This window comes from Rhizobium grahamii (assembly GCF_009498215.1).
GTDB classification, from domain to species: domain Bacteria; phylum Pseudomonadota; class Alphaproteobacteria; order Rhizobiales; family Rhizobiaceae; genus Rhizobium; species Rhizobium grahamii_A.
The window spans coordinates 2,625,651-2,650,974 of record NZ_CP043498.1; the positions used below are offsets into that span (position 1 = coordinate 2,625,651).

Genomic DNA, 25,324 nt, shown 5'->3' on the forward strand with positions numbered 1-25,324 from the left:
ACTCAGGCAGCCGCCTGGGAAAGCGTCGCCTTCTGGGTCGAAAACGCCCAGGAGAGCCACGGCATCAGCTTCCGCATGTCGGCCGTTTCGATCGTGGCGCCGGCCCAGATGCGCAGGCCCGACGGCGCGTCACGGTAATGGCCGATGTCGTAGGCGACACCTTCCTTGTCGAGCAGGCTGACGATGCCCTTGGCGAAGTTCGCCTGGCCGTCGGCGTCGAGCGCCAGAACGTCCTTGTCGGTGATCTTGAGGCAGACCGACGTGTTGGAAGCCGTCTCGGACTTGACCGCGAGGTTGGCGATCCAGTCATTGGCGGCGACGAAGTCGGCGATGACCTTGGCATTGGCGTCGGCGCGAGCCATCAGGCCCTTCAGGCCGCCAACATCCTTCGACCACAGCAGCGCATCGATATAGTCCTCGACGCAGAGCATCGACGGCGTATTGATGGTTTCGCCGGTGAAGATGCCCTCGATCAGCTTGCCGCCGGAGGTCATGCGGAAAATCTTCGGCAGCGGCCAGGCCGGTGCGTAGGTGGTGAGACGCTCGACGGCGCGCGGCGACAGGATGATGACGCCATGAGCGCCCTCACCGCCGAGAACCTTCTGCCAGGAGAAGGTGACGACATCGAGCTTGGCGAAGTCGAGGTTCTGCGCGAAGGCGGCAGAGGTCGCATCGCAGATCGTCAGACCCTTGCGGTCGGCTGGGATGAAGTCGCCGTTCGGAACGCGAACGCCCGAGGTGGTACCGTTCCAGGTGAAGACGACGTCGCGATCGAAATCGATGGTCGAGAGATCGGGCAGTTCGCCGTAACCGGCTTCGATCTTGCGAACGTCCTTCAGCTTCAGCTGCTTGACGACGTCGGTGACCCAACCGGCGCCAAAGCTTTCCCAGGCGACCATGTCGACGCCGCGCTCGCCAAGCAGCGACCAGAGCGCCATTTCGACAGCGCCGGTATCGGAAGCGGGCACGATGCCGATGCGGTAGTCCGCGGGCACTTCCAGAATTTCACGGGTAAGGTCGATGGCCTGCTTGAGCTTCGTCTTTCCGATCTTCGCGCGATGCGAGCGGCCAAGCGGCGCGTCGGAAAGGGCTTCGAGCGACCAACCGGGGCGCTTCGAGCAAGGGCCAGAAGAAAAATGGGTGTTGTTCGGACGGACGTCCGGCTTTGCGGTGGCAGTGGCCATATCTATACCCTTCCAGGTAATTAGCCTCTCGTTGGGGAGAGGTGTCCCGCCGCCGTGGATATAGATCGAGCCTGACATAGTCAACGGAGAAGTGTCGCAGCTGGAGGATTTTTTGACGCAGGCGCGACCTAACCGCCGAAAGACAGATCGCCAAAAACGAGAAAAGCCGCCCGGTCGGGGCGGCTTTCCGATGTGTATAAGGTAGACTTACTTGTATACGATCGGCGCCGGAGGCGGCTCGTAAGGAGCCGGGGCGCAGCCGCCGAAGAGATAACGGGCGCCGACGCGAGCTTCGTGAATGTTGAAGCCCTTGTCGCGGCCAGGGCCGCCGTTGGCGTTGTAGCCGAACATATCGCCGCCATCGACGTGCAGGAAGCGGTAGCCGACATCTGCCTTCACGTTGCAGCTGACATCGATCGTCGCGCCGGCCATGAGCGCGTAGCTGAAGCGCCAGCCGCTCTTGCCGTCATGAAAATATGTCGGGTCGCAGTTCGATGGGTTGCCGGTTTCGCACGAGGTGTTCTGCAGGTCCTTCCACTTGACGTAGGTGCCACCAATGCCGGCGCCGACGTAAGGCGTGACGTAGCCATAGGTCCCGAGATCCACGTAGGCGTTCGCCATCAGGCTCCATGCCGTAAGCGACGAGAGATCGGTAGAGGTACAAGCAGCGGCCACACCGCAGCTTCCGACCGTCGAACCATGGAAATCGGCCGAGCCGAAGTAATCGAGCGTGAGGTCGGTGCGGAAGTAGTTGTTGACCTGGTAACCGACACCGCCGCCGCCGGTGAAGGCATCACGAAGGTCCGCGCTCGCGAAGTCGACTTCGCTGGCGTTGCTGCCCTGGAAATAGCGAGCACCACGCAGGTCGGACCAGCCGTAACCTACGTCACCGCGAAGATACCAGCCGGTCGCTTCGGTCACAGTCACTTCCGGCGGCATTTCCGGAACGGGTTCCGCAGGCGCAAGATCCGCGGCAAAAACATTGGACGTCATCAGCAGCACGGCAAAGACGCCGGATAAGCTTCTCATCATGGATCCCACTCCAAAATTCGTGGCTTGGCAGGGCCATTCGCTGCCAGTCGGACACGTTTCGGGATGGATAATGAAACGGAAACGTTAAAAGCTGCTTAACTACAAATATTTACCGTGTTTGTTGTTGGTTCCTGAACCATAATTCTACGGACAACAAGAAAAAGCCGGCACGAGATGTACCGGCTTCTTTGCTTCGGATCAGAAGATATCAGGCAGCCGAGCGAGCGCTCGAAATGGTGCCGATCAAGTCGTTGACGATCCGCTCGATCTGGCCGCGATCATCGCCTTCCGCCATGACGCGGATCAGCGGCTCGGTACCGGACGGCCGGATGACCAGACGGCCGCTCTTTGCAAGCTCGGCTTCAGCGTCGGCAATCGCCTTCTGCACGATGATGTCTTCCAGCGGCTTGCCGCCGGAGATGCGGACGTTGCGTAGAAGCTGCGGCACCGGCTCGAAACGACGGCAGACTTCGCTGACAGTCTTGCCGGTGCGCTTGACGGCAGCGAGGATCTGCAGCGCGGCAACAAGGCCGTCGCCAGTCGTGCCGTAGTCCGACAGGACAATATGGCCAGACTGTTCGCCACCAACATTATAGTTGTGCTGACGCATATGCTCGACCACGTAGCGGTCGCCGACCATGGTGCGGACGAGGCCAAGCCCCTTGTCCTGCATGAAGCGCTCAAGGCCGAGATTGGACATCACGGTCGCAACGATGCCGCCGCCGCGCAGCTGCTGGCTTTCGGCATAGCTCTCGGCGATGACGGCCATGAGCTGGTCGCCATCGACCACGGCGCCGTTTTCATCGACGATGATCACGCGGTCAGCGTCGCCGTCTAGCGCGATGCCGATATCGGCCCGCACTTCGTCGACCTTCTTCTGCAGGGCGACCGGATTGGTCGAACCGCAGTTCAAGTTGATGTTGGTACCATTCGGCTCGTTGCCGATGGTCACCACATCGGCGCCGAGTTCCCAGAGAACGGCCGGCGCGACCTTGTAGGCTGCACCGTTGGCGCAATCGATCGCGATCCTCAGGCCCTGGAGCGTTACGTCACGCGGCAGGGTGCGCTTGGCATGCTCGATGTACCGGTCGTGGACGCCATCGACGCGCTTGGCGCGGCCGATGTCGTCGGACTTGGCGAGCTGCGTCGAGAGGTCCTTCTCGAGAAGCTCTTCGATCTGCATTTCGAGTTCGTCCGACAGCTTGTAGCCATCCGGTCCGAACAGCTTGATGCCGTTGTCTTCGTAAGGGTTGTGTGACGCGGAGATCATCACGCCGATATCGGCGCGGAGCGAGCGTGTCAGCATGGCGACGGCAGGCGTCGGAATGGGACCGAGAACGAAGGCATCGACACCGGCAGCCGTGAAACCGGCGACCATGGCGTTCTCGAGCATATAGCCCGAAAGGCGCGTATCCTTACCGATCACGACACGGTGGCGATGACTGCCGCGACGGAAGATGGTCCCTGCTGCGATGCCGACCCGCATCGCGAGATCAGGTGTCATCGGAAACACATTGGACTGACCGCGAATTCCATCCGTGCCGAAATAACGTCTTTTCATATGCACCCTCTGTGCTCGGGCACGCCTCTTAAGAGCCGCGCATTCCCACTTCAACATTCGACGCCGACCTGGCGTAGCGTCGCTATAAAGGCGCCAAATTGGGCCTTCTTATGTGAGCGGCATGCCACAATTCGTGGCGCCCATCACGTAAATTACCGAGAAAACTGATTATATCCCGTTACCAATAGAATTGGCCGGATACCATTTCTGATATCCGGCCAATCCATCTTTTCCCAAGATAATCAGTGCGTTTGCGGCTCCAGACCGCTCTCCGGCTCATCACCCTTGGAGGCTGGCCGGGTACCGGTCTTCGGCACGGCGGACCCACGGCTCGGAGGCGTATCGTCACCGAGATCGCGAGATGGCTTCTCGCCGCGAATCAACGCCTTGATCTCTTCGCCCGTCAGGGTCTCGTATTCGAGCAGCCCTTCGGCGATCGCAACGAACTCGTCGTGGTGGTCGGTGAGGATCCGGCGCGCTTCAGCATAGGCCTCATCGATCAGCTTGCGAACTTCCGAGTCGATGGTCATGGCCGTCGCTTCCGACACGTTCTTCGACTGCGAAACCGAGTGACCAAGGAACACTTCCTGCTGGTTTTCGCCGTAGGAAACCTGGCCAAGCGCATCCGAGAAGCCCCACTGCGTCACCATCGCACGGGCAAGCTTGGTAGCCTGTTCGATATCGGACGAAGCACCTGAGGTGATGTTTTCCTTGCCGAACGTCAGCTCTTCGGCAACGCGACCGCCCATCATGATGACCAGACGCGACACCATCCACTTGTAGCTCATGGAATAGCGGTCGCCTTCCGGCAACTGCATGACCATGCCAAGCGCACGGCCACGCGGAATGATCGTTGCCTTGTGCAGAGGATCCGCAACAGGAACCTTCAACGCCGTGATAGCATGGCCCGCTTCGTGGTAGGCCGTCAGCTTCTTTTCGGCTTCGGTCATGGCGGACGAGCGACGCTCGGCACCCATCATGATCTTGTCCTTGGCGTCTTCGAATTCCTGCATGGTGACAACGCGCTTGTTGCGACGCGCAGCCATCAGGGCAGCTTCGTTGACGAGGTTCATCAGGTCGGCACCGGAGAAACCGGGCGTACCGCGAGCCAGAACCTTGAGATCGACGTTCGGCGCCAGCGGAACGTTGCGGGCATGCACCTTCAGGATACGCTCGCGACCGATGATATCGGGGTTCGGAACGACGACCTGACGGTCGAAACGGCCCGGACGCAGCAGCGCCGGATCGAGAACGTCGGGACGGTTTGTCGCGGCGATCAGGATGATGCCTTCGTTCGCTTCAAAGCCGTCCATCTCGACCAGCAGCTGGTTCAGCGTCTGCTCGCGTTCGTCGTTACCGCCGCCAAGACCGGCGCCACGATGGCGGCCGACGGCGTCGATTTCGTCGATGAAGATGATGCAAGGCGCGTTCTTTTTGGCCTGCTCGAACATGTCGCGGACGCGGCTTGCGCCGACACCGACGAACATTTCGACGAAGTCGGAACCCGAGATCGTGAAGAACGGAACGTTTGCTTCACCTGCGACAGAGCGTGCGAGCAGCGTCTTACCGGTGCCGGGAGGGCCGACCAGAAGCACGCCGCGCGGAATCTTGCCGCCGAGACGCTGGAATTTCTGCGGATCACGCAGGAATTCGACGATTTCCTCGAGGTCCTGCTTGGCTTCGTCGACGCCGGCGACGTCATCAAACGTGACGCGGCCATGCGCTTCGGTGAGCAGCTTGGCCTTCGACTTGCCGAAGCCCATCGCGCCGCGCGAACCACCCTGCATCTGCCGCATGAAGAACAGCCAGACACCGAGGATCAACAGCATTGGCAGCAGCGTACCAAGATAGCTCAAGAAGCCAGACGAACCATCGGTTTCAGGCCGGGCCGAAACCAGGACGTTCTTGCTCTGCAGACGATCAAGCAGGTTGTCGTCGACAACAGGCGTATAGGTCTGGAAGGTAGTGCCATTTTCAATATAGCTACCGGAGACACGGTTGCCCGTGACGACGACTTCCTTGACGCGGCCCGCATCCACTTCTCGCAGGAATTGCGAATAAGGGATATCGCGGGAGCTGGTCTGCGCCGGCGACGTCTGGAACATACTGAAGAGGGCAATCAACAAAAGCGCTATGATTGCCCACAAGGCGAAATTACGTAAGTTAGGGTTCATTGAACTCCCCAGCACTGGAACGACCGCCTCATGGCGACCGTCTTATTTGGTCTCTAACATAGGATTGCGTCATGCCGTTGCCAAGGCAAACCCGTCGGTTAGATGGTTTTTCCGTCAATAAGACCTAAAGGTGCTTTTGGATAGGGGCGTGTTCCAAAGGCACCTGCAAGACTATCTGCGAAGATGAAATCAAATCGTGTCAAAAAACGGTCGAACGGCGCAAAATAAGGGGCAATCAGGACATCTTCGGCACAGCCGGGATCAAGGTCCCTCCCCTCGCCGTCCAGGATGCGCGGGAACGCGGCCATTGCCCGCTTGAAGGCCGATCTTGGCAGCCGCCGATCCGCCTCGCCAACAGCGCTTGCGAGCCGCGCCTCGACACGGATTATCTGACCGCTGTCGTTCTGCACCTTATAGCGATTGTCCCAGATGCCGAGCTGTCCGGGAGCCAGCGCCAATGGCAGGATGCCCCGGCTTTCGCGGGTAAGGTAGAGGCCATCGCGCCTGAGATCGAACACGACGCGGGCGGCCGTCATTCGTCCGGGTTCTGCGGCCTTCACGAAGGCCAGCACCGCCGCAAGTTGCGATCGACCCGGCGCAAAGGGCTGTCCGCCGAATACCGCCGCCAGGCGGCCGAGCGCATATTCCAGCACGTCCCGGTCGACATCAAGTCCACCACCTGAGATCGCGCCGAGCCCGAAGGGGTGAAAGACGAAATGCCTGGTGATCAACGCGGCAGCGTCGGCGGCCAGTCGCGAACGACTGGCACCAGCATCGCTTCCCATCTCATCGCTGCCGCCCTCGCCCCGCAGGCGCCGGCGAATACGGACGCGTTCGTACTTGATGTCTTCATTGCTGGGATCGTCGACCCACGAAACATGAGCCGCAGCAAGCAGGTGACGAATATCGTCCCTCAGGCAGCGCAGAAACGGGCGCGCGACCCAAACGCGGCGATCGAAAAGGACGAGGTCTGCAATCCCGGTGCTTTCCCGTTCCGAGCGCTCGGCGCGCATGGCGACGGTTTCGCGCTGGTCATCGATTGTATGGGCGGTAACCACAATGTCCGCGACCATCTCGCCGGCGGCTTCGGCAAGCAGCCTATAGCGGGCCTCGCGCCCAGCCGCGGAGATCCCGGCCTTCGGCTTGGTGCCGCGCCAAACCTTGGTGAGATGGGGAATGCGGAGTGTGTTGCAGAGAGCGGCGACCTGTCGCGCTTCATCTGCGGATTCGGGGCGCAACGCGTGATCAACAGTTGCCGCGCAAAGAGAAATGGAAGAGTCCGGCTTCGCCCTCAGCGCATTGGAAAGCGCGAGCAGAAGGCCGGTAGAGTCGCTGCCGCCAGAGATTGCCACCAGAATGCGGGCAGGTCGGTCAAGCGAGTCGAGAAAGCGGCGTGCTGCCGTTTCCGGGGAAAGAATGCCATCCGGGCTCAAGACCGGACAGCCTTAGCAGGCGAGACGCTTCTGTTCGCTCGCGACCTTGGTTATCACGGCGCGCGATGCTTTCGGATAGCGCTTCGAAACTTCCTTCAGGGTTGCGCAAGCCGTCTCGGTGTTGTCGAGCGCTGCGAGCGACATGCCGAGCTTCAAGAGCATCTCCGGCGCCTTCTCGGACGTGCCGAATTTCTGATGCGCATTCAGGAAGGTCTTGGCGGCTTCGTTATACTTGCCCTGCGAATAGAGCGCCTCTCCCAGCCAGAAGTTTGCATCGGCGGCGCGGGCGCTGCTCGGATACTGGGAAATATACTGCGTGAATTCCTGCTCGGCCGTGCCGTAGTCTCCAGACAGTACATGACCGTATGCGGCCTTGTACTGGTCGGACTCGCTTCCAAGCGAGGCCGTCTGTGACGCCTTGCCGGCATCGACGTTCGGCAGCGGCGAGGAGCCAACCTCCGCACCCGGATTGACGGTGCCGCCAACCTGGTTTCCGCCCTGGTCGAAATCGATCGAACCGAGCTGCTTCGGCGGCTGACCGAGACCGGTGTTTTCGGGCACGTCCGTCGAGGGAGCCGTCTCGGCTCCCCGGTTTGCCTGGATGGTGCGGGCGACGTCGTCGCCACCCTGCGCCGTCTGGTTCGAAGCGGGCAGATCCGCCTCGCTCTTCTTCATCGGCTTGCTGCTGCCGCCGGCCGCGCTGCCGCCACCCTTTTCCAGTTCCTGGAAGCGGAATTCGTTGTCTTCCTGCGCCTTGCGGATGGTTTCCTGCATCTGCAGCAGCTGGAAGCTCATCTCCTCGATGCGGCCGTTCAACTGGCGAAGCTGCTCTTCGAGCTGTTGAATGCGGACTTCCGCGCCGCCCGCGGCCTGCACGTTGACGACCGGCGCGTTCTGCTGACGGTCCGCGGGCTTGCCGCCCACATTCCAGCCGAATAGCGACGTCGCATTCGCCGACTGGCCCGCCCCGGCCACCGTTGCGAGGCAAAGCATGCCCGCCACGACAAATTTCTTCATATGGTTCGTCCTGTCCCAGTGATTCTTCGCGCCTCGATGGCACGAACAGGAGATTTTTCCAATTGCTTTCAAAAAGCAACGGAGTTCGGCCAAAGTGTGTTCAAAAAGAAAAGGCGGCTCGCGATGGAGCCGCCTTTCCAATTTGTAATAGAACCCGGCATTTTGCTGCCGGAAAGGCAATTACATGCCTGCGCCACCGAGAACGGTAACGGCGCGGCGGTTCTGCGACCAGCAGGAAATGTCGTCGCAGACAGCAACCGGACGCTCCTTGCCGTAGGAAATCGTCTTCATGCGCTGAGCCGGAACGCCGCGCGAAGCGAGGTAGTCCTTGGCGGCAGCCGCACGGCGAGCGCCGAGAGCAAGGTTGTATTCGCGCGTGCCTCGTTCGTCGGCGTGGCCTTCGACGGTGATCGCATACTTCGGATAACGGCCGAGCCACTGAGCCTGACGGTCGAGCGTCTGGGCAGCGTCTGCACGGATCGAGGTGCTATCGGTGTCGAAGAAGATGCGGTCGCCGACGTTGACAGTGAAGTCCTGGGCAGAGCCAGGCGTTGCGGCACCGGCGCCAAGGCCGAGATCGCCGGCGCTGTTGGCCATGTTCTTCTTGTTGGCGCAACCTGCCAGGGCAAGACCGGCAACGAGCGCGATCATGACGGGGTTACGGGCGAAATTCTGCATGCGGCTCATTGCCGGGGTGTGAATTCGGCTCATGGCCGGTCTCCTTGCGACTTGATTAAGGTTGCCGGACTGTAACCGTTCTCGGTTAATCGGCTTTCAAGAATCATGGTTAACGAATGGTTGATTTGTCCCTCTGTCGCCCAAATCGAGGATTTTTGCGGCGACAAGAAGGCACATCCACAGTCTTTCCTACTCCAGAAGCGGCGACCAGGCCGGGTCGGAAGCGTATGCCGGGGTCTTGATCATCTGTTCGTTGTAACCGGTCAGATCGATCGAATAGAGCTGCGGACCGCCTGCTCCCGCCGCCTGGCGGAAGAACATGATCACACGGCCGTTCGGTGCCCAGGTCGGGCCTTCATTGTGGAAGCCGGTGGTCAGGATGCGCTCGCCCGAACCATCCGGCTTCATCACGCCGATCGAGAACTTGCCGCCCGACTGTTTGGTGAAGGCGATCAGATCGCCACGCGGCGACCAGACCGGCGTGGAATAGTTGCCGTCGCCAAAGGAAATACGCGTCTGGCCGGAACCGTCGGCATTCATGACGTAGATCTGCTGGTGGCCGCCACGGTCGCTTTCGAAGACGATCCGGCCGCCGTCAGGCGAATAGGAAGGAGACGTATCGATCGCAGCCGTCGAGGTCAGGCGCGTCGTGGTGCGCGAACGCAGGTCCATCGTGTAGATGTTGGCATTGCCTTCCTGCTGAAGGCTCATGACGACCTTCTGGCCATCCGGCGAGAAGCGCGGCGAGAAGGTCATGCCGGGGAAGTTGCCGACAACTTCGCGCTGTCCCGTTTCCAGCTGCAGCAGGTAAACGCGCGGCTGCTGGTTGGCGAATGACATGTAGGTGACTTCCTGCCGGTTCGGCGAGAAGCGCGGCGTCAGAACCAGGTCGCTGCCGTTGGTCAGCATGCGAACGTTGAAGCCGTCCTGGTCCATGATGGCCAGCTGGCGCTTGCGCTCCTGCTTCGTCCCGGATTCGGACACGAAGACGACGCGCGTATCGAAATAGCCTTCTTCGCCGGTGATCTGCTTGTAGATCGCATCGGCGATGATGTGCGCCACGCGGCGCCAGTTTTCAGGCTGCGTGTAGAACTGCTGGCCGGTCATCTGCGTGCCGGCAAAGGTGTCCCACAGGCGGAATTCTGCGCGCAGACGGCCATCGGCTTCCTGCGTCACGCGACCCGTTACGAGTGCCTGGGCATTGATGACCTTCCAGTCTTCGAAGCGCGGCGCGGCATCCGGATTGGAGATCTTCTCGATGAAGGCGTTCTTGTTGATCGGCGCGAAGAGACCGGAGCGCTGAAGGTCGGCTGCCACCACCTGCGACACCTGCGCGCCCATGTCGCCCTGCAGAAAGTCAGTGATCGCGATCGGCAACGGCTCGACGTTACCCTTGTTGATGTTGATTTCGACAAGCGCATTCGCTGGCGTCGCGACAACGGCCGTCGCGACCATGCCGACGGCAACCATCAGGGCGCGGAAAAGAGAACACTTGGTCATAGAGCACAAGCCTTTCAGCATTTTAAAGGGCTAGATCGCTGGGATCGAAATTGACGATGACTTCGCCCCAGGCGTCGTATTTGTCTTTCGGAAGGTTCGTGAACGGCGACGACTTCATGACGGCGCGCTTGGCACCGCTCGCCAACGCCATCCGCGTTGCCTCGTTGGTGCCGCCGATGGCTTCAACTTCGGGCGAGCCGATGATGTTGCCATCCGGGTCAAGCTTCATATGGACCTTGATGCGAACGTCGCTCGCACCTTCCATGCCTGGAATAACCGACCAGTTGCCGGCAATCGCGCTACGCAACGCGTCCATCTCGCTCATCGACAGCTTGGAGCCACCGGTCGCCTTCTTGGCGCCGAGCGAAGCAACCTCGGTTGACCTCTTGGCGCCGCCATTCGACGGATCCTGCTTGTTCAGCAACGCCGCGATATCGTCGGCGTTGAAGTCGCTGTCCTTCGCGGACGAGGCCTTGGCCTTTTCCTGCTTCTTGTCGGCCAGCTTCTTGTCCGTCGGCTTGTCGTCGGATTTTGCCTTATCGTCGGTCTTCTTCTCAGGCGGCTTTTCGGCCGGCTTCTGTTCCGGCGGCTTCGGCGGCGTCGGCTTCACGACCGGGGTCGGCACCTTGTCAGGCAGGGCTTCGGCATCCGGCTTCGGAGGCTCGGCCTGTTCCTGCGGCTTCTCCTCGGGCTTTTCAGGCGTCGGGGTGGGCGGCGCGATATCCGGCTTCGGCGGCGTAATGGACGCGACCTGTTTCGGCTCGACGTCCGTCTCTTCCTTCATGATGTCCTTCACCTCGTTCGGGACAGGATCATTTTGAGGAAGAGGCTTTTCGGATGCCTTCGGAGACGCCTGGCTGACATTGTTGTTCGGCTTGGCGTTCGGGATCGGCGGGGTCTTGATGTCGACCTTGTTGTCGCCCATGTTCTCGGCGTTCGGGACATCGGCAGGCTTGGTCGTCGGCTTCGGCGCCGGCTTTTCGCTCGGCTTGGCCGTCTTGTCGCCCTGCTGCATCTGCGTCATTTCTTCGACGGGCACGAGGTCGACGGGCATCGCCTCGAAATCCTCGACCTTGAACTGCTCCGGGGAGCCGATCGAAATCAGCGCCCAGGCGAGCAGTGCACAGTGCAGAGCAGCAGATGAGACGATACTGGCCTTCATAGCGTTTACTACGGGCCCTTCTTCTCTTGGGTGACGAGGCCGATGTTCTTGTAGCCGGCACCCTGGATGCGGGCCATGACATCGGCGATCACGCCATAGGGCGCGGTCGCATCGCCGCGAACGAAGATGCGCTCATTGTAGCCGGTCGTTGCGATTGCCTCGAGCTTCGCGGCAATTTCCTCGGCCGGGATCGGCGTTTCCTGCAGGAACACCTGGCCGTCGTTCTTGACCGAGATCGTGATCGGCTGCGTTTCGGAATTCAGCGCCTTGGCCTGCGTTTCCGGCAGGTCGACCGGCACGCCGACCGTCATCATCGGTGCAGCGACCATAAAGATGATCAAAAGCACCAGCATGACGTCGACCAGCGGCGTCACGTTGATTTCGGAGATGGCACCGCCTCTGTGGCCGCCGCGACGACGACCACCGCGGCCACCGCCGCCTCCGCCACCGCTTGGAGCACCCATACCCATATCGTTAACTCCGTTCCCGTCGATTACTGCGCGGCCTGACGCGGCTGCAGCTTCTCGTCGATTTGTCGCGAAAGGATGGCGGAGAATTCGTCCGCGAAGCCTTCCATGCGGCCCGAGAGCTTGCCGGCATCGGCGGAGAACTTGTTGTAGGCAATAACCGCCGGGATAGCGGCAACGAGGCCGATCGCAGTCGCCAGAAGCGCTTCAGCGATACCCGGTGCGACGACCGCAAGGTTGGTCGACTTCGAGCCGGCGATTGCCTGGAACGAGGTCATGATACCGACGACCGTACCAAACAGACCGATGAACGGACCGGCCGAACCGATCGTCGCCAGCGAGCCGAGACGGGCGGAGAGATATTCGGATTCACGAGCGAGCGTGACGTCCATGGCGCGATCGATACGCATCTGCAGGCCGATCGGCGAGCGCGCACCGCGTTCGAACGACTTCTTCCACTCGCGCATGGCGGCGACGAAGATCGATGCGAGGCCGGTGTTGTTGCGCTCCGACAGCGTGCGGTAAAGTTCTTCCAGCGACTGGCCGGACCAGAACACCTGCTCGAACTTGTCGAACTGGCGCCGCGCGCGACCGTAGGCCAGATATTTGTCGATGACGATCGCCCAGGTCCAGACCGAGGCTGCGATGAGCCCGAGCATGACCAGCTTGACGACGAGACCTGCCTGCATAAACAGCGACCAGAGGCTGACGTCGGCCGTTGCTGCTGCCAATCCTACTTGTTCCATTGATCCAAAATCCCCGAATCCAAACGCCCGGCGCTTGACCGGGCGGCACAAAGTGATCTCGCAAGAAGTGTCTGGCGGCCGCCGCCCAAAGCCCTGGTCAAGCTTCCAAGCTCTTATCCGTCTTCCTTGCCGTCAAATTTGGTCAAAGGAAGGCGTGCACCGCACAAACTCTGACTTTCCGAGTAAGACACTATTATGGTTAATAGTTCGTTAGCGCCGGACTATGACAGCGGATTATCGGCGAAGATTTGTCCCTTGGATTACTTGGCCAGTTCTATTTTAGACGGCCGAAACAGCGCTCATCTTGCAACGCGCGAATTCCTTCACACAAAAGTCAAGATTTTACAAGCGCTGTCTTCCTCATTACCGCCATGCGTCATTCGCAGATCAGAACTCGTCCCAACCGTCCTGGTAAGCAGCGCCGTTTGCCACGCGCTTCATCTGCGAAGCGGCTGGACGAGCCCGCGCCGGAGATGGCGCGGCCATGACCGCGGCGACGTTGCGCAGCGCGCTGGACTGCTCCGCCCCGAGCACCTTGAACTGCGAGATCAGCTCCCGCAACCTGCTGGCTTCCTTGGCCAGGGTCGCGCTTGCGGCATTGGTCTCCTCGACCATCGCGGCATTCTGCTGCGTCACTTGGTCCATCTGATTGACTGCCGTGTTGACCTCGGCGAGGCCGATCGACTGCTCCCGGGAAGCGGTTGCGATCGCGTCCATGTGCTGGTTGATCGAAGCTACGTACTCGCCGATCTGATGGAGGGCATCGCCCGTTTCGCGCACCAGCTTGACGCCGCTCTGCACCTCGTCGCTGGAGTTGCGGATGAGATCCTTGATCTCCTTGGCGGCAAGCGCCGAGCGTTGTGCAAGCTCGCGGACTTCCTGCGCGACGACGGCAAAACCCTTGCCTGCTTCGCCTGCACGGGCCGCTTCGACGCCGGCATTGAGCGCAAGAAGGTTGGTCTGGAAAGCGATCTCGTCGATGACGCCGATGATATTGGAAATCTGCAGCGAGGACTGTTCGATCCGCTGCATGGCATCGATCGCGTTACCGACGATCTTGCCGGAATGAACCGCGCTGCCATTCGCACGCTCGGCGACCGAACGCGCTTCATCGGCGCGCCGCGACGAGTTCGAGACGTTCGCGGTAATCTCGTCGAGGGCCGCGGCGGTCTCCTCGAGCGACGCCGCCTGCTGTTCCGTACGCCTCGAGAGATCGTCGGCACTCTGGCTGATCTCGCTGCTGCCACCATCAATAGAATGGGCGGCACCGGTGACTTCAGCCAATGTCTGGCCGAGCTGCTGAACGGCCTGATTGAGATCGTGGCGCAACTGTTCGAAGTCGGGCGCAAAGGGGTCGTCCAACCGGAACGAAAGGTCGCCTGCGGCAAGACGCCGCAAACCGTCCGCAAGACCTGATGTCGCCTGGCGAAGACGCAGCTGGGCGGAAGCTTCTGCTTCCTCCTGCATCCTGACGCGCTCGGCTTCCGCATGCGCGCGGGCTGCTGTCGCTTCCTCTTCCAGGCGTCGGTTTGCGATCGCTGCCTGCTTGAACACATCAAGGGCCGTCGCCATCTGACCGATCTCATCGCGGCGGCCAAGGCCGGGCACGGTAATTCCCGTATTGCCGCCGGCGAGCGTGCGCATGGCGTCGGTCACAGAGACGATCGGGCGCGCAATCGAGCGCCCGATCAGGAATACGGCGGAGATCAGAATGATAACTGTGGCGGCAAGGGCCGCTGCAACGAATGCCATCGCGCGGCTGGCAGCCGCGTCGTTGGCCTTCTGCGTCGCGGCTTTCGCGGAGGCATAATCCTGCTTCAAGGCGTCGATCATCGGCTCGACGACGGCATAGCTTTCCGATGTAGCCTTACGGGCGTCGGCCTCTTCGAGCGCAACGGCGGCGTATTTCTGGAACGCGGCGCCGTAGACGATCAGTGCCTTCATGATCGGGTCGCGGACCTCGGACGCCTTCAGATCGCGTCCGGCAAGCGCCGTGAAGCTTTTGATCTCCTCGGCATGCTGGGCGACATACTTCGCATCGCGGCGGATGATGAAATCCTTTTCATGCCGACGCAGCATCAGCATGCTGACCATCAGATCGCTGTCCTTGACGGAACCAAGCTGATCCTCGATCGAATGCACGGCCTCGCGCATTGCGCCTTCGAGACCCTTTGAGGGATCGAGGCCGAGCGTTGCGTTCTTCTCTGCCAGCGTAGCGAAGTTGGCGGCGTAGGCGTCGTATTGCTTTCCGATCGCATCGAGCTCATCGAGCATCTGCGCGTCCACGTCGGCGCGCAGCTCGCCAAGGATCTGCCGCGCATCCGTCGTGGATTGCTCGAAGCTCTTGACCGAAGCCTCGTCCTTGCGAAGGAGGAAATCCTTCTCGTGCCGACGGTTCTGCAGGATGGTCATTGCAAGCTTCGAGACCTCGGACTCGGCAGTCGCAAGACGGTCGGCAGCGGCCCGATAGCCGGCCTCGACATTCCGCTGAAACAGGAAGATGGCCGAGATCGCGCCGATACCGACGAGTGCGACGACAGCGAGCATAAGTACCCGCTGACCGATTTTGAGATTGGACAGGAAGCCAGACATTTCAGACCTTCGCGCAAGGAAACTTTAGCTGGGTCTGAATGAGTTCAATTAAATATAATTTAAAATTCGATCTATGATTTTGTGTGTGATGTTATGAAAATTTCGCAGTTCTTCAACATTTTAAACCAGCGCGCGAACGCGCACCGGACCAGTCTCTTTTCTGGCGAAAATAACGCGCAAGCAATCACACCTCGATCAGCATCTGCTTGGCCAAACTATCAGGCAATCGCCGCGGACGCCCCTTTGCATTGATGACCGCAATGATGACCTTTGCCGCAATCAGCACCACCTCGTCCCTGCGGATCTCCTGGCTCAGCACCATCTTGGCGCCGCCGGCCTTCTCCGTTCGCGTCAGAACCGTCAGGATGTCATCCATCCGTGCGGGCTGCTTGAAGTCGATCTCCATGCGATGAACGACGAAAACCAGTCCCTCCTCGTCGGCGTTGATCAGTTCCCGCTGCTCGACGCCGAGGCAACGCAGGTAGTCCGTGCGGCCGCGCTCGAGGAAATGGAGGTAGCGGGCGTGATAGACGAGGCCGGAGAAATCCGTGTCTTCATAGTACACGCGCTGCAGAAGCCGGTGGCCTTCTTCCGCGAGTTCGCCCGAAATGGAAAAGCCCTTGTCAGCCATCATTCTCTCCAGATTCTTAGGCCCTCTTTGACCCAAGAGTTTCCGGCTTGCAAGCATTGAACAATTGTCACGCTTCCTAAGTAATTCTCGATAAGGGCGCACAGACAGGAGACGACGCGATGAAGATTGCAGTGATGGGCGGAGACGGATTTATCGGCTGGCCAACATCATTGCATCTCTCGGACCTGGGCCATGACGTCCATATACTCGACAACCTTTCCCGGCGATGGATCGATACGGAACTGGGCGTCCAGTCGCTGACGCCGATGGATTCGATCCAGGAGCGCACCCGCATATGGCACGCCGAAACCGGCCGGCGCATCCACTTCAACCTGATCGATCTCGCCAAGGACTACGAGCTCTTGAAGAAGTGGCTTGCCGACAACCGTCCGGATGCCATCATTCATTTCGCCGAGCAGCGCGCCGCGCCCTATTCGATGAAGAGCGACCGCCACAAGAACTACACGGTCAACAACAACGTAAACGGCACGCATAATCTCCTGAATGCGCTTGTCGAGCTTCAGCTTGACGCGCATCTGATCCATCTCGGCACCATGGGCGTCTATGGCTACTCCACGGTCGGAGCTGCTATCCCCGAAGGCTATCTTCCGGTCGGGGTCGAGATCGCGAACGGCGAGACCGTCAGCCAGGAGATCCTCTACCCCTCCAATCCGGGCTCGATCTATCACATGACGAAGTGCCTGGATCAGCTGCTGTTCCAGTTCTATGCCAAGAATGACGGTCTGAGGATAACGGATCTGCACCAGGGGATCGTCTGGGGCACCCACACGAAACAGACGCGCCGCCATCCGCAACTCGTCAATCGCTTCGACTACGATGGCGATTACGGAACAGTGCTGAACCGCTTCCTCATCCAGGCGGCCATCGGATATCCGCTGACCGTGCACGGCACCGGCGGGCAGACCCGCGCCTTCATCCACATTCAGGATTCCGTGCGCTGCATCGAGCTCGCGCTGAACAACCCGCCGGCGCGCGGTGCACGGGTCGAGATCTTCAACCAGATGACGGAGACACATCGGGTCCGCGATCTGGCGGAGATGATCGCCCGGATGAGCGGCGCCGAGATCGCCTGGCTGCCAAACCCGCGCAAGGAAGCCCCCGAGAATGAGCTCATCGTCAAGAACGACAAGTTCCGCAACCTCGGCCTTGATCCAATCACCTTGCAGGCCGGGCTTCTGAGCGAGATTGTCGACGTCGCGAAGAAGTTCGCCTACCGCGTTGACCGATCCCGCGTTCCCGCCGTTTCAGCCTGGACAAAAGACATCGCCGCGACGATCGACCATGATCCGGAAGGCAAGAGGCTGAAGTCCGTTTCATGAGTGACCTCTCGTCGCCCTACGCCTACGTCACGCTCGTCACCAACAACGACTACGCCATGGGCGCCAAGGCACTCATCACATCGCTGCGTCGGACCGAGACCGCCGCCGACCTGGTCGTCCTTCATACTGACGGCGCAGACCAACCAGCCCTTGCACCGCTGACGCAACTCGGCTGCCGGCTTGTGGCTGTCGATCACCTGCCGCTATCCGCCGAGTTCAACGAGCGGCATGCCCGCTCCAGTCTCCACGCTGCCGCCCCCTTCACCAAGGGGCGCAAGCCGGATTTCCATTCGCCGCTCGACAATTTCTGCAAGCTGCGGCTCTGGCAGCTGACCGAATACCAACGATGCGTTTTCATCGATGCAGACGCGATCGTGCTGCGGAATATCGACAGGCTCTTCCGCTATCCGGAGTTCTCCGCTGCCCCCAACGTCTACGAATCGCTGGCGGATTTTCATCGTTTGAACTCGGGCGTCTTCGTCGCTGAACCGTCGACGGAGACGTTTCGACGAATGCTCGAGCATCTGGATCAGCCCGGCCTGTTCTGGAAGCGTACAGATCAAACATTCCTGCAGGATTTTTTCCAGGATTGGCACGGGCTGCCTGTCTACTTCAACATGCTGCAATACGTATGGTTCACCATGCCCCGGCTTTGGGACTGGCAGAGCATTTCCGTCCTGCACTACCAGTACGAGAAGCCGTGGGAGACGAATCATCCGAAGGCCGATAAACTGCGGCCGCTGATCGACCTGTGGCATGCTTTTTATGCCGGCGATGATGTGCCGGATCTATCGACCATGGCAAACCCTGAAGAGGCAGCATGAAGGTATTGGTATCGGGGGAACAGGTCTCGTCGGACGGTATATCGTCGAAGAACTGCTCGCCGCCGGCTATACCGTGATCATCGGCGGGCGCCATGCTCCCCTGCCCCGCTTCTTTTCAAGACCGGTCGAATTTGCCCCGCTGTCACTCGATCCCGCGCATGACCATATCGAAGCCTTCGACGACGCCTATTTCTTCGTCCACGCCGCCCTCCATCATCTGCCCGGGAAATACCGTGGCGGCGAAGGCAATGATCCCGAGGCGTTCAAGCGCTTCAATCTCGACGGCAGCGTCCGGCTTTTCGAGGCGGCCAAACGCGCCGGCACGCGCCGTTGCATCTTCATCTCCAGCCGCGCCGCCTATGGCGAGCATGCTCCCGGCACCGTGCTGAAGGAAGGCATGCCCGACAAGCCGGAAACCCTCTACGGCCAGGTCAAGCTGGATGCCGAGCGCAGCCTGGCACATCTGGCCGCCCCCGGTTTTGCAACAGCCAGCCTCAGGCTGACAGGCGTCTATGGCGATCTTCGGCCCAACAAATGGGACAGGCTGATCGAGGACTATCTCAACGGCCGCGCCCTCCCCTCGCGGGTTGGAACCGAAGTCCACGGCAAGGACGTCGGCAAGGCGGTGCGCGTGATGCTGGAGGCCGAAACGGGGCGGATATCGGGAGAAACGTTCAACGTTTCCGACCTCACCCTCGACACGTGGGACATACTCGAACACATTCGCTGGGAACGCGACTGCCTGAACAGGCTGCCGCTTCCGGCCGACAAATCGCAGCTCACACCGATGGACACGACGAAAATCCGCGCCCTTGGATGGGTGCCCGGCGGCATGCCGCTGTTCGAGCAGACCATCCATGCGCTGGCCACGGACAACGGAGGCGTGTGACGCCGCACAGGCCCGCGCAAGCCTGAGGTTGCAGACTAACCCGGATAGTGCAATCCGGGGGATAGTATGCAAGTCGGCTCCACTTCGGCGCTCAATATTCTGCGCAACGCCTATTCGGCAGACAACCTCAATGCGTCCACGGACAGCGCAAGTAGCGCGCGCCTGAAGATATTGCAGACCTCCGCGAAAGCCTTGCAGACGCTGCGTGATAGCATGACGACCTCGGCTGAAGCGACAAAGGCCCGCGCTGCCCGCAAACTGGAAGAAGCCAAGCAGCAGCTGGAAATGCTGAAAAGCGGTGGCTTTCCGCCGGAAGTGGTCGCCCGCCTTGCGGCCGAACTCGCACACAAGATCAGCGCCGCAGCTGCGGAATTTGCCTCCGCCGTTGCCGCCAGTGCAACGAGCGCAGCATCTGCCGCCAACAGCGCTGCAGCCGTTGCCGATACCGGCGCGAGCGCTGCTGCCGATGCTGCCGGCGCTGCCGCAGATCAATCAGCCGCGTCGGCAACCGAAGCATCGTTCGATGCCTCCGACGCCAGTACGGAGCAGACCGACGAGCCGGATGGCGCCACTGCCGCGCGCAACGCCTACCAGAGCGTGGTCGAAGACGGGAAACAGGCGACGTCGGGCATATCCGCCGAAGATCGCAAGACGATGGAAGAGTTCAAATCCGTCCTGCAGGAGGTCCGCCAGCTGATGGACAAGGCGATGCGTGAACTGCGCGCCCGCAATGGCCAGCAGGGATCAGGCGCGGACGCCTATCAGCTTGACGCACAAGTCGGAGCTTCGGCGATACCCACCAGCATCACAATCTAAGCCGCGAGACCCGGACAAGCCGGCCAACGTCGCATTGTTGCGTTGAAATGATCGGCGAGACCGCTATCGTCAGCTGGAAAAACGGCGCGGTGGAGCATGACCCCAAAGGAACTGAAAGCTGAAATGCGCAGCTGCCGGCTTGCGCTGCGCGACGCCATCCCGGAGGAAACCCGGATCGAGATGAGCCTTGCCATGGCCGAGCACGCCGGCGAGGCGGTGGCGTTCGAGCCTGGAACCGTCGTCTCCGGTTTCCTGCCGATCCGCTCGGAAGCCGACATCCGCCCACTGATGGCGCGCTTCCAGGCACGAGGCGCCAGGCTTTGCGTGCCTGCCATCCTCGACAAGCAGACGATCGTCTTTCGCGAACTCGTGCGCGGCGCCCCGCTTGTCAGCACCGGCTTCGGCACCTCGGGACCACCTGACGATGCCGCCGTCCTTGACCCTGACATCATGCTGGTACCGCTCTCTGCATTTGACAATCGCGGCCATCGCATCGGCTACGGCGCCGGCTATTACGACCGCGCCATCGAGCGTTTGAAGCAAAAAGGCCTGCATCCCAAGCTGATCGGCATTGCATTCGACTGCCAGGAAGTGGCACATGTGCCCGATGAGCCCCACGACGTCAGCCTGGACGCCATCCTGACAGAAAGCGGGCTGCGCTTTTTTGCCTATTGGATTGGATAGCAATGCGACTGCTTTTTCTGGGTGACATGGTCGGTAAGACCGGACGCACCGCCGTCTGGAACCGCCTCCCCGGCCTGATTTCCGACCTGAAGCTCGATTTCGTCGTCGTCAACGGCGAGAATGCTGCCGGCGGCTTTGGCATCACCGAGGATATCTTCCTCGAGACGATCAACGCAGGCGCCGATGTCGTCACGACAGGCAACCACGTCTGGGACCAGAAGGAAGCCGTCGCCTTTGCCGGGCGTCACGACCAGTTCCTGCGGCCGGCCAATTACCCGCAAGGCACGCCGGGTCGTGGCTCGGGGCTCTTTTATGCGCGCAACGGCGCACGCGTGCTGGTCGCCAATGTCATGGGTCGCGTTTTCATGCACCCCGAACTCGATGACCCCTTCAAGTCGGCCGAAGCGATCCTCGATGCCTGCCCGCTCAAGGAGCAGGCGGACGCGATCATCTTCGACTTCCACGCCGAAGCGACCAGCGAGAAGCAGTGCTTCGGCCACTTCGTCGACGGTCGCGCCAGCTTCGTCGTCGGCACGCACACCCACGTCCCGACGGCCGATCATCAGATCCTGAACGGCGGCACCGCCTACCTGTCGGATGCCGGCATGTGCGGCGACTACGACAGTTCGCTTGGCATGGACAAGGAAGAGCCGCTGAACCGGTTCATCTCCAAGATGCCGAAGGGGCGCATGGAAGCAGCGACCGGCCCCGCCACCATCTGCGGCGTCGGCGTCGAGATCTCGGATGCGACCGGGCTCGCCGAAAAGATCGCTCCACTCAGGCTCGGTCCCCGTCTTGCCGAGACGATTCCGGAGTTCTGGCGCTAGCGCCTTCCATGACGCAAAAGTGAGCAGCGGCCCCGGCCTTTCAACTGGACCGCTGCGTTACCTTGCCGCATCCTTCGCACGCACCCGCTGGAGGAAGTGGCATGAAGCCGCGTTTTCTTGTCTTCGCAATTGCCTGCGTGACGCTGCTCATCGCCACGGAGGCGACTGTCGCTCAGCAGGAGCGAAAGGCCACCAGCCAGTGCCAGGCTGTTGCTCAGTCCATCCCTCACGCGACCTACGCGAACTTTTCCGGCACCACGTCGGTTATCGACGCGACAGCGACCGAAGAAACGGTCGCGTTGACCTACATCGGACATTCCACCTTTCTCATCGAGACACCCGGCGGCGTGACGATCGCTACGGACTATAGCGGATGGTACACGCCGCCGCGCCTGCCGATGGTCGTCACCATGAACCGTGCTCACTCCTCGCATTATACACTGACGCCGGATTCAAGCATTCAGCATGTGCTGCACGGATGGAGCGACGTCCCCGGCGAGAAGGCGAAAATCGATCTGGTCGTTGGTGACACTTACATTCGCAACGTCACGACCGATATCCGCGGCGATTTCGGCGCTCCGCAGACCGACGGCAACTCGATCTTCATTTTCGAGGTCGCAGGCCTCTGTATCGGCCATCTCGGGCATTTGCACTACGAACTGACGCCTTCGCATTACGCCGAGATCGGGAGGTTGGATGTCGTCATGGTTCCGGTTGATGGCGGTCTGACGATGGGCGCCGACAGCATGAGCCGCGTCATCAAGAGGCTCCGCGCATCGCTGATCCTGCCGATGCATCAACCCCGACCGCTGCAGAGTTTTCTTTCGATGTTCGGTCCCGACTTCGACATCAGCTACGCCCCGACCAATACGATCACCGTGTCATTGCGGACATTGCCAAAGAAGCCTCTGATCTACGTGGCGAAAGGCATGCAGTGAAAGACCCGGTCATGCCGGGTCAATCTGTGTTCAGGCAAACTGCAGATGCTGGCGGATACCGACATCAGGCATCTTGTCGTCGTCGAGATTTGCTTTGGCAATCTCCCAGCCAAACTTGAGCTTGCTGCCGGTCGAGACCCAGATATCGGCATCGTCGACATGCATCGCCAGCATCGTCAGATTGGGATCCTTCTTGCCGTCCTCGTACCAGGCCGCGACAACAGAGTTCCAGTATTCATCGATCTTCGCAGGATCTGGCCGGACCTCGATCATCCCTGCCAGGCAAGCATGATAGTCATGGTTCTTGCCCACCACGCAAAAATGCGCCCTCGTGCCAGGCTTGATGGAGCGGGCGATGTCTGCATCGGACTTGGTATAGAACCAGATGGTGTTGGTCTTCGGATCGGCGTGCGGTGCCATCGGCTGCATGTGCATGTCTACTCCATCGACACCAAGCATTCCCGCGTGGATGTCGTTCACCTGATCCCAAAGCTGACGTGCCGGGTGTTCGCGCGCCTCGTTGAAACTAGCCATAGCACTTCCTTCCGTTTCGAGGGTCCGTGCTTTGAAACGTCAGCTTCCGGGCTTTGTTCCCTAATTCCGGACGCAGCGCCAACAGGCCAAACCAAGCCGTTTTCCCTTGAATGCGCCCCGTTTCGCTCTTATAAGGCGGCCCATTCCTAACAATAAGACGTGAACAGGGGTGCCATGGCTGGCCATTCACAGTTTAAAAACATCATGCATCGCAAAGGCCGTCAGGATGCCGTGCGATCGAAAATGTTCTCCAAGCTCGCGCGCGAAATAACCGTTGCCGCCAAGGCCGGTCTTCCCGACCCGACCATGAATGCCCGCCTGCGTCTGGCGATCCAGAACGCCAAGGCTCAGTCCATGCCGAAGGACAACATCGACCGCGCCATCAAGAAGGCAGCCGGCGCTGACGGCGAGAACTACGATGAAGTGCGCTACGAAGGCTACGGCCCGGGCGGCACCGCGATCATCGTCGAGGCTCTGACCGACAACCGCAACCGCACCGCATCGAACGTTCGCTCGATCTTCACGAAGGCCGGCGGCGCACTCGGCGAAACCGGTTCGGTTTCCTTCTCCTTCGACCACGTTGGCGAAATCACCTACAAGCTCTCCGCCGGCGACGCCGACAAGGTCATGGAAGCTGCGATCGAAGCTGGTGCCGACGACGTCGAGACCGACGAGGAAGGCCACTACATCACGACCGGCTTCGAGTCCCTCGGCGAGGTCGCAAAGGCCCTCGAAAGCTCGCTCGGCGAAGCTGAAACCGTCAAGGCCGTCTGGCGCGCCCAGAACAATGTGCCGGTCGACGAAGAACGTGCCCAGTCGCTGCTGAAGCTCATCGACAGCCTTGAAGACGATGACGACGTCCAGAACGTCTACTCGAACTTCGAAGTCGATGAAGAAGTCCTGGCCAAGCTTTCGGCCTGATCGTTTCTTCGATTTTTGTTTCCAGACCGGCCGCAGCGATGCGGCCGGTTTTTTGTTATCCACAGCCACCTTAAAGCATGACTTCACATAGCACTGCCACGCGATAACACGTCCGTGATCCGCACTGTCGCGTTAAGACCCCGGTAACCCTGCCCGCCTTGAATGCCCCGCATTCGCTCCAGCCGGTCTGTCTCAAGACCAGCGTCTCTCACACTCTCGGCGGGGAAATGCCATGAAAAGAACAGCCATCCTCTCATTCTGCCTGGCGCTATCAAGTGCCGTTGCGGCACATGCACAACCGACAATGATCAAGAAGTTCGATGATTGGGGTGTCTATTCCTACAGCCGCGAAGGCAGGACGGTCTGCTATCTTCTGACGGTCCCAAAGACGGCGCAGCCTGCAGGCGTCGATCACGGGCGCAACTTCTTCGTGATCGGCAAGGCGCCCGGCAAGCTCACGGCTTACGAGCCGCAAGCGATCATGGGTTACGATCTCAAACCGGGATCGCGCGGTCAGATCCAGATCGGCGATCGAACCTTTGCAATGTTCGCCAAAGGCAAGTCCGCCTGGGTGCTCGAGGAATCGAAGGAGTCTGACGTCATTGAAGCCATGCGCTCCGGCAGCGACATGACGATCGCTGTTGTTTCCAACCGCGGCACGCAAACGAGTTACACATATTCGCTGAGCGGGGTGACGGCAGCCCTGAAGCAGATGTCGCAATGCAAGTGAGCATTCGCTGCTTGCCTTACCGCAGCATCCGGCGGCGCCTTTGCGCGGCCATGGGACTGCTCGCCGCCGCCACCACCTGCCTCGCCTTCGCTCACCGACCGCTCACTGCCGCGCCCATGCCGCAGGTGGACGTGGATGGCGCCAAGGGTCGCGAAACCGGCCTTCCAGTCCCCCGTTTCGTTTCGGTGAAATCGAGAGAGGCGCGACTACGGATAGGGCCATCACTCGATTACGGCACGCAATGGATCTACACGGTCCCCGGCTTGCCGATGGAAATCCTCGCGGAATATGGCAACTGGCGACAGGTCCGGGACTGCGACGGCGTTTCCGGCTGGATGCACAAGGCGCTTCTGTCGAGCAAGCGCACGGCCGTTGTCGGGCCTTGGCTTGCTTCGACGGTTTCGCTCCGCGAAACACCGAAATCCGATGCGAGGGTTGTCGCAAAACTGGAGGCCCGCGTAAGGCTCTCCGTACATGGTTGCGACGGCATCTGGTGCAACGTCGATGTGACAGGGCATGAGATCGACGGCTTCATCAGGCAATCGGCCCTCTGGGGCGTCTATCCGAACGAGAGTATCCGCTAGGTACCGGGAAGCTGAGCGCCGTGATCGACAGACCACGGCGACCACTCGGCCGTCTGGTCG

At 60.6% G+C, this 25,324-nt stretch carries 23 protein-coding genes and 1 pseudogene; 10 read left to right on the forward strand and 14 right to left on the reverse strand.

The window, feature by feature from the left end; all coding sequences use genetic code 11:
• Window positions 1–2: 2 nt before the first annotated feature.
• The 13 genes from FZ934_RS12715 to ybgC all read right to left on the reverse strand — a co-directional run bounded on the left by FZ934_RS12715 (window position 3) and on the right by ybgC (window position 16,177).
• On the reverse strand, window positions 3–1,184 hold the full coding sequence (locus tag FZ934_RS12715) for a phosphoserine transaminase (RefSeq protein WP_153271359.1): 1,182 nt from the start codon (window positions 1,182–1,184) through the stop codon (window positions 3–5).
• Between the two features lie 207 nt (window positions 1,185–1,391).
• Window positions 1,392–2,216 (reverse strand): outer membrane protein, encoded by an 825-nt coding sequence (locus FZ934_RS12720; protein ID WP_153271360.1) that lies wholly within the window; start codon window positions 2,214–2,216, stop codon window positions 1,392–1,394.
• Window positions 2,217–2,424: 208 nt separating this feature from the next.
• A complete protein-coding gene (gene glmM, locus FZ934_RS12725; protein ID WP_113364966.1) occupies window positions 2,425–3,777 on the reverse strand; it encodes a phosphoglucosamine mutase in 1,353 nt (450 codons plus the stop codon).
• Window positions 3,778–4,019: 242 nt separating this feature from the next.
• Window positions 4,020–5,951: an ATP-dependent zinc metalloprotease FtsH gene (gene ftsH / locus FZ934_RS12730; protein WP_153271361.1), complete on the reverse strand. Its 1,932-nt coding sequence runs from the start codon at window positions 5,949–5,951 to the stop codon at window positions 4,020–4,022.
• 98 nt (window positions 5,952–6,049) lie between these two features.
• Window positions 6,050–7,384, reverse strand: coding sequence for a tRNA lysidine(34) synthetase TilS (gene tilS, locus FZ934_RS12735; RefSeq protein WP_153271362.1), 1,335 nt, complete (start codon window positions 7,382–7,384; stop codon window positions 6,050–6,052).
• A 12-nt stretch (window positions 7,385–7,396) separates the two neighbouring features.
• Window positions 7,397–8,401: a tol-pal system protein YbgF gene (ybgF, locus tag FZ934_RS12740; protein ID WP_153271363.1), complete on the reverse strand. Its 1,005-nt coding sequence runs from the start codon at window positions 8,399–8,401 to the stop codon at window positions 7,397–7,399.
• Between the two features lie 180 nt (window positions 8,402–8,581).
• A complete protein-coding gene (gene pal / locus FZ934_RS12745) occupies window positions 8,582–9,112 on the reverse strand; it encodes a peptidoglycan-associated lipoprotein Pal (RefSeq protein WP_065692537.1) in 531 nt (176 codons plus the stop codon).
• A 156-nt stretch (window positions 9,113–9,268) separates the two neighbouring features.
• Window positions 9,269–10,579, reverse strand: coding sequence for a Tol-Pal system beta propeller repeat protein TolB (tolB, locus tag FZ934_RS12750; protein WP_113360806.1), 1,311 nt, complete (start codon window positions 10,577–10,579; stop codon window positions 9,269–9,271).
• Between the two features lie 22 nt (window positions 10,580–10,601).
• Window positions 10,602–11,741 (reverse strand): hypothetical protein, encoded by a 1,140-nt coding sequence (locus FZ934_RS12755; RefSeq protein WP_113360804.1) that lies wholly within the window; start codon window positions 11,739–11,741, stop codon window positions 10,602–10,604.
• Between the two features lie 8 nt (window positions 11,742–11,749).
• Complete coding sequence (gene tolR, locus FZ934_RS12760; RefSeq protein WP_162746807.1) at window positions 11,750–12,205, reverse strand: protein TolR; 456 nt, start codon at window positions 12,203–12,205, stop codon at window positions 11,750–11,752.
• A gap of 29 nt (window positions 12,206–12,234) precedes the next feature.
• Window positions 12,235–12,954, reverse strand: a complete 720-nt coding sequence (gene tolQ / locus FZ934_RS12765) for a protein TolQ (protein ID WP_153271364.1) — start codon at window positions 12,952–12,954, stop codon at window positions 12,235–12,237.
• A 387-nt stretch (window positions 12,955–13,341) separates the two neighbouring features.
• On the reverse strand, window positions 13,342–15,546 hold the full coding sequence (locus tag FZ934_RS12770; protein ID WP_153271365.1) for a methyl-accepting chemotaxis protein: 2,205 nt from the start codon (window positions 15,544–15,546) through the stop codon (window positions 13,342–13,344).
• Window positions 15,547–15,730: 184 nt separating this feature from the next.
• Window positions 15,731–16,177, reverse strand: a complete 447-nt coding sequence (ybgC, locus tag FZ934_RS12775; protein WP_153271366.1) for a tol-pal system-associated acyl-CoA thioesterase — start codon at window positions 16,175–16,177, stop codon at window positions 15,731–15,733.
• Between the two features lie 119 nt (window positions 16,178–16,296).
• On the opposite strand from ybgC, the gene FZ934_RS12780 reads away from it, so the two are divergent.
• The 7 genes and pseudogenes from FZ934_RS12780 to FZ934_RS12810 all read left to right on the forward strand — a co-directional run bounded on the left by FZ934_RS12780 (window position 16,297) and on the right by FZ934_RS12810 (window position 22,495).
• The gene (locus tag FZ934_RS12780) at window positions 16,297–17,517 is read left to right on the forward strand and encodes an NAD-dependent epimerase/dehydratase family protein (RefSeq protein ID WP_153271367.1); all 1,221 of its coding nucleotides are present in this window, start codon (window positions 16,297–16,299) and stop codon (window positions 17,515–17,517) included.
• On the forward strand, window positions 17,514–18,341 hold the full coding sequence (locus FZ934_RS12785) for a glycosyltransferase (protein ID WP_153271368.1): 828 nt from the start codon (window positions 17,514–17,516) through the stop codon (window positions 18,339–18,341). Before FZ934_RS12780 ends, FZ934_RS12785 begins: the two co-directional genes overlap by 4 nt.
• Window positions 18,338–19,230 (forward strand): annotated as a pseudogene (locus tag FZ934_RS12790) (NAD-dependent epimerase/dehydratase family protein). Before FZ934_RS12785 ends, FZ934_RS12790 begins: the two are co-directional and overlap by 4 nt.
• Window positions 19,231–19,296: 66 nt before the next feature.
• Complete coding sequence (locus FZ934_RS12795) at window positions 19,297–20,046, forward strand: hypothetical protein (RefSeq protein WP_153271369.1); 750 nt, start codon at window positions 19,297–19,299, stop codon at window positions 20,044–20,046.
• A 96-nt stretch (window positions 20,047–20,142) separates the two neighbouring features.
• Entirely contained in the window at window positions 20,143–20,730 is a 588-nt protein-coding gene (locus FZ934_RS12800; protein ID WP_153271370.1) for a 5-formyltetrahydrofolate cyclo-ligase, read from the forward strand.
• 2 nt (window positions 20,731–20,732) lie between these two features.
• Window positions 20,733–21,557: a TIGR00282 family metallophosphoesterase gene (locus tag FZ934_RS12805; RefSeq protein WP_113360786.1), complete on the forward strand. Its 825-nt coding sequence runs from the start codon at window positions 20,733–20,735 to the stop codon at window positions 21,555–21,557.
• 101 nt (window positions 21,558–21,658) lie between these two features.
• Complete coding sequence (locus tag FZ934_RS12810; RefSeq protein ID WP_153271371.1) at window positions 21,659–22,495, forward strand: MBL fold metallo-hydrolase; 837 nt, start codon at window positions 21,659–21,661, stop codon at window positions 22,493–22,495.
• 30 nt (window positions 22,496–22,525) lie between these two features.
• Here the strand turns inward: FZ934_RS12810 and FZ934_RS12815 are convergent, their stop codons facing one another.
• Entirely contained in the window at window positions 22,526–23,029 is a 504-nt protein-coding gene (locus tag FZ934_RS12815) for a pyridoxamine 5'-phosphate oxidase family protein (RefSeq protein WP_153271372.1), read from the reverse strand.
• Window positions 23,030–23,203: 174 nt separating this feature from the next.
• On the opposite strand from FZ934_RS12815, the gene FZ934_RS12820 reads away from it, so the two are divergent.
• The 3 genes from FZ934_RS12820 to FZ934_RS12830 all read left to right on the forward strand — a co-directional run bounded on the left by FZ934_RS12820 (window position 23,204) and on the right by FZ934_RS12830 (window position 25,264).
• Window positions 23,204–23,950 carry a YebC/PmpR family DNA-binding transcriptional regulator gene (locus tag FZ934_RS12820; RefSeq protein ID WP_153271373.1) on the forward strand — a complete coding sequence of 249 codons (747 nt, stop codon included), beginning with the start codon at window positions 23,204–23,206 and terminating at the stop codon, window positions 23,948–23,950.
• Window positions 23,951–24,182: 232 nt separating this feature from the next.
• Window positions 24,183–24,680 (forward strand): invasion associated locus B family protein, encoded by a 498-nt coding sequence (locus FZ934_RS12825; RefSeq protein ID WP_153271374.1) that lies wholly within the window; start codon window positions 24,183–24,185, stop codon window positions 24,678–24,680.
• Window positions 24,671–25,264: an SH3 domain-containing protein gene (locus FZ934_RS12830; protein ID WP_153271375.1), complete on the forward strand. Its 594-nt coding sequence runs from the start codon at window positions 24,671–24,673 to the stop codon at window positions 25,262–25,264. Before FZ934_RS12825 ends, FZ934_RS12830 begins: the two co-directional genes overlap by 10 nt.
• Window positions 25,265–25,324 lie beyond the last annotated feature (60 nt).

Excerpts from the sequence above, each read along its gene's own strand:
- FZ934_RS12715 (WP_153271359.1), bottom strand. The coding sequence starts at position 1,184 with ATGGCCACTGCCACCGCAAAGCCGGACGTCCGTCCGAACAACACCCAT.
- FZ934_RS12720 (WP_153271360.1), bottom strand. The coding sequence starts at position 2,216 with ATGATGAGAAGCTTATCCGGCGTCTTTGCCGTGCTGCTGATGACGTCC.
- glmM (WP_113364966.1), bottom strand. The coding sequence starts at position 3,777 with ATGAAAAGACGTTATTTCGGCACGGATGGAATTCGCGGTCAGTCCAAT.
- ftsH (WP_153271361.1), bottom strand. The coding sequence starts at position 5,951 with ATGAACCCTAACTTACGTAATTTCGCCTTGTGGGCAATCATAGCGCTT.
- ybgF (WP_153271363.1), bottom strand. The coding sequence starts at position 8,401 with ATGAAGAAATTTGTCGTGGCGGGCATGCTTTGCCTCGCAACGGTGGCC.
- pal (WP_065692537.1), bottom strand. The coding sequence starts at position 9,112 with ATGAGCCGAATTCACACCCCGGCAATGAGCCGCATGCAGAATTTCGCC.
- tolB (WP_113360806.1), bottom strand. The coding sequence starts at position 10,579 with ATGACCAAGTGTTCTCTTTTCCGCGCCCTGATGGTTGCCGTCGGCATG.
- FZ934_RS12755 (WP_113360804.1), bottom strand. The coding sequence starts at position 11,741 with ATGAAGGCCAGTATCGTCTCATCTGCTGCTCTGCACTGTGCACTGCTC.
- tolR (WP_162746807.1), bottom strand. The coding sequence starts at position 12,205 with ATGGGTGCTCCAAGCGGTGGCGGAGGCGGCGGTGGCCGCGGTGGTCGT.
- tolQ (WP_153271364.1), bottom strand. The coding sequence starts at position 12,954 with ATGGAACAAGTAGGATTGGCAGCAGCAACGGCCGACGTCAGCCTCTGG.
- FZ934_RS12770 (WP_153271365.1), bottom strand. The coding sequence starts at position 15,546 with ATGTCTGGCTTCCTGTCCAATCTCAAAATCGGTCAGCGGGTACTTATG.
- ybgC (WP_153271366.1), bottom strand. The coding sequence starts at position 16,177 with ATGGCTGACAAGGGCTTTTCCATTTCGGGCGAACTCGCGGAAGAAGGC.
- FZ934_RS12780 (WP_153271367.1), top strand. The coding sequence starts at position 16,297 with ATGAAGATTGCAGTGATGGGCGGAGACGGATTTATCGGCTGGCCAACA.
- FZ934_RS12785 (WP_153271368.1), top strand. The coding sequence starts at position 17,514 with ATGAGTGACCTCTCGTCGCCCTACGCCTACGTCACGCTCGTCACCAAC.
- FZ934_RS12795 (WP_153271369.1), top strand. The coding sequence starts at position 19,297 with ATGCAAGTCGGCTCCACTTCGGCGCTCAATATTCTGCGCAACGCCTAT.
- FZ934_RS12800 (WP_153271370.1), top strand. The coding sequence starts at position 20,143 with ATGACCCCAAAGGAACTGAAAGCTGAAATGCGCAGCTGCCGGCTTGCG.
- FZ934_RS12805 (WP_113360786.1), top strand. The coding sequence starts at position 20,733 with ATGCGACTGCTTTTTCTGGGTGACATGGTCGGTAAGACCGGACGCACC.
- FZ934_RS12810 (WP_153271371.1), top strand. The coding sequence starts at position 21,659 with ATGAAGCCGCGTTTTCTTGTCTTCGCAATTGCCTGCGTGACGCTGCTC.
- FZ934_RS12815 (WP_153271372.1), bottom strand. The coding sequence starts at position 23,029 with ATGGCTAGTTTCAACGAGGCGCGCGAACACCCGGCACGTCAGCTTTGG.
- FZ934_RS12820 (WP_153271373.1), top strand. The coding sequence starts at position 23,204 with ATGGCTGGCCATTCACAGTTTAAAAACATCATGCATCGCAAAGGCCGT.
- FZ934_RS12825 (WP_153271374.1), top strand. The coding sequence starts at position 24,183 with ATGAAAAGAACAGCCATCCTCTCATTCTGCCTGGCGCTATCAAGTGCC.
- FZ934_RS12830 (WP_153271375.1), top strand. The coding sequence starts at position 24,671 with ATGCAAGTGAGCATTCGCTGCTTGCCTTACCGCAGCATCCGGCGGCGC.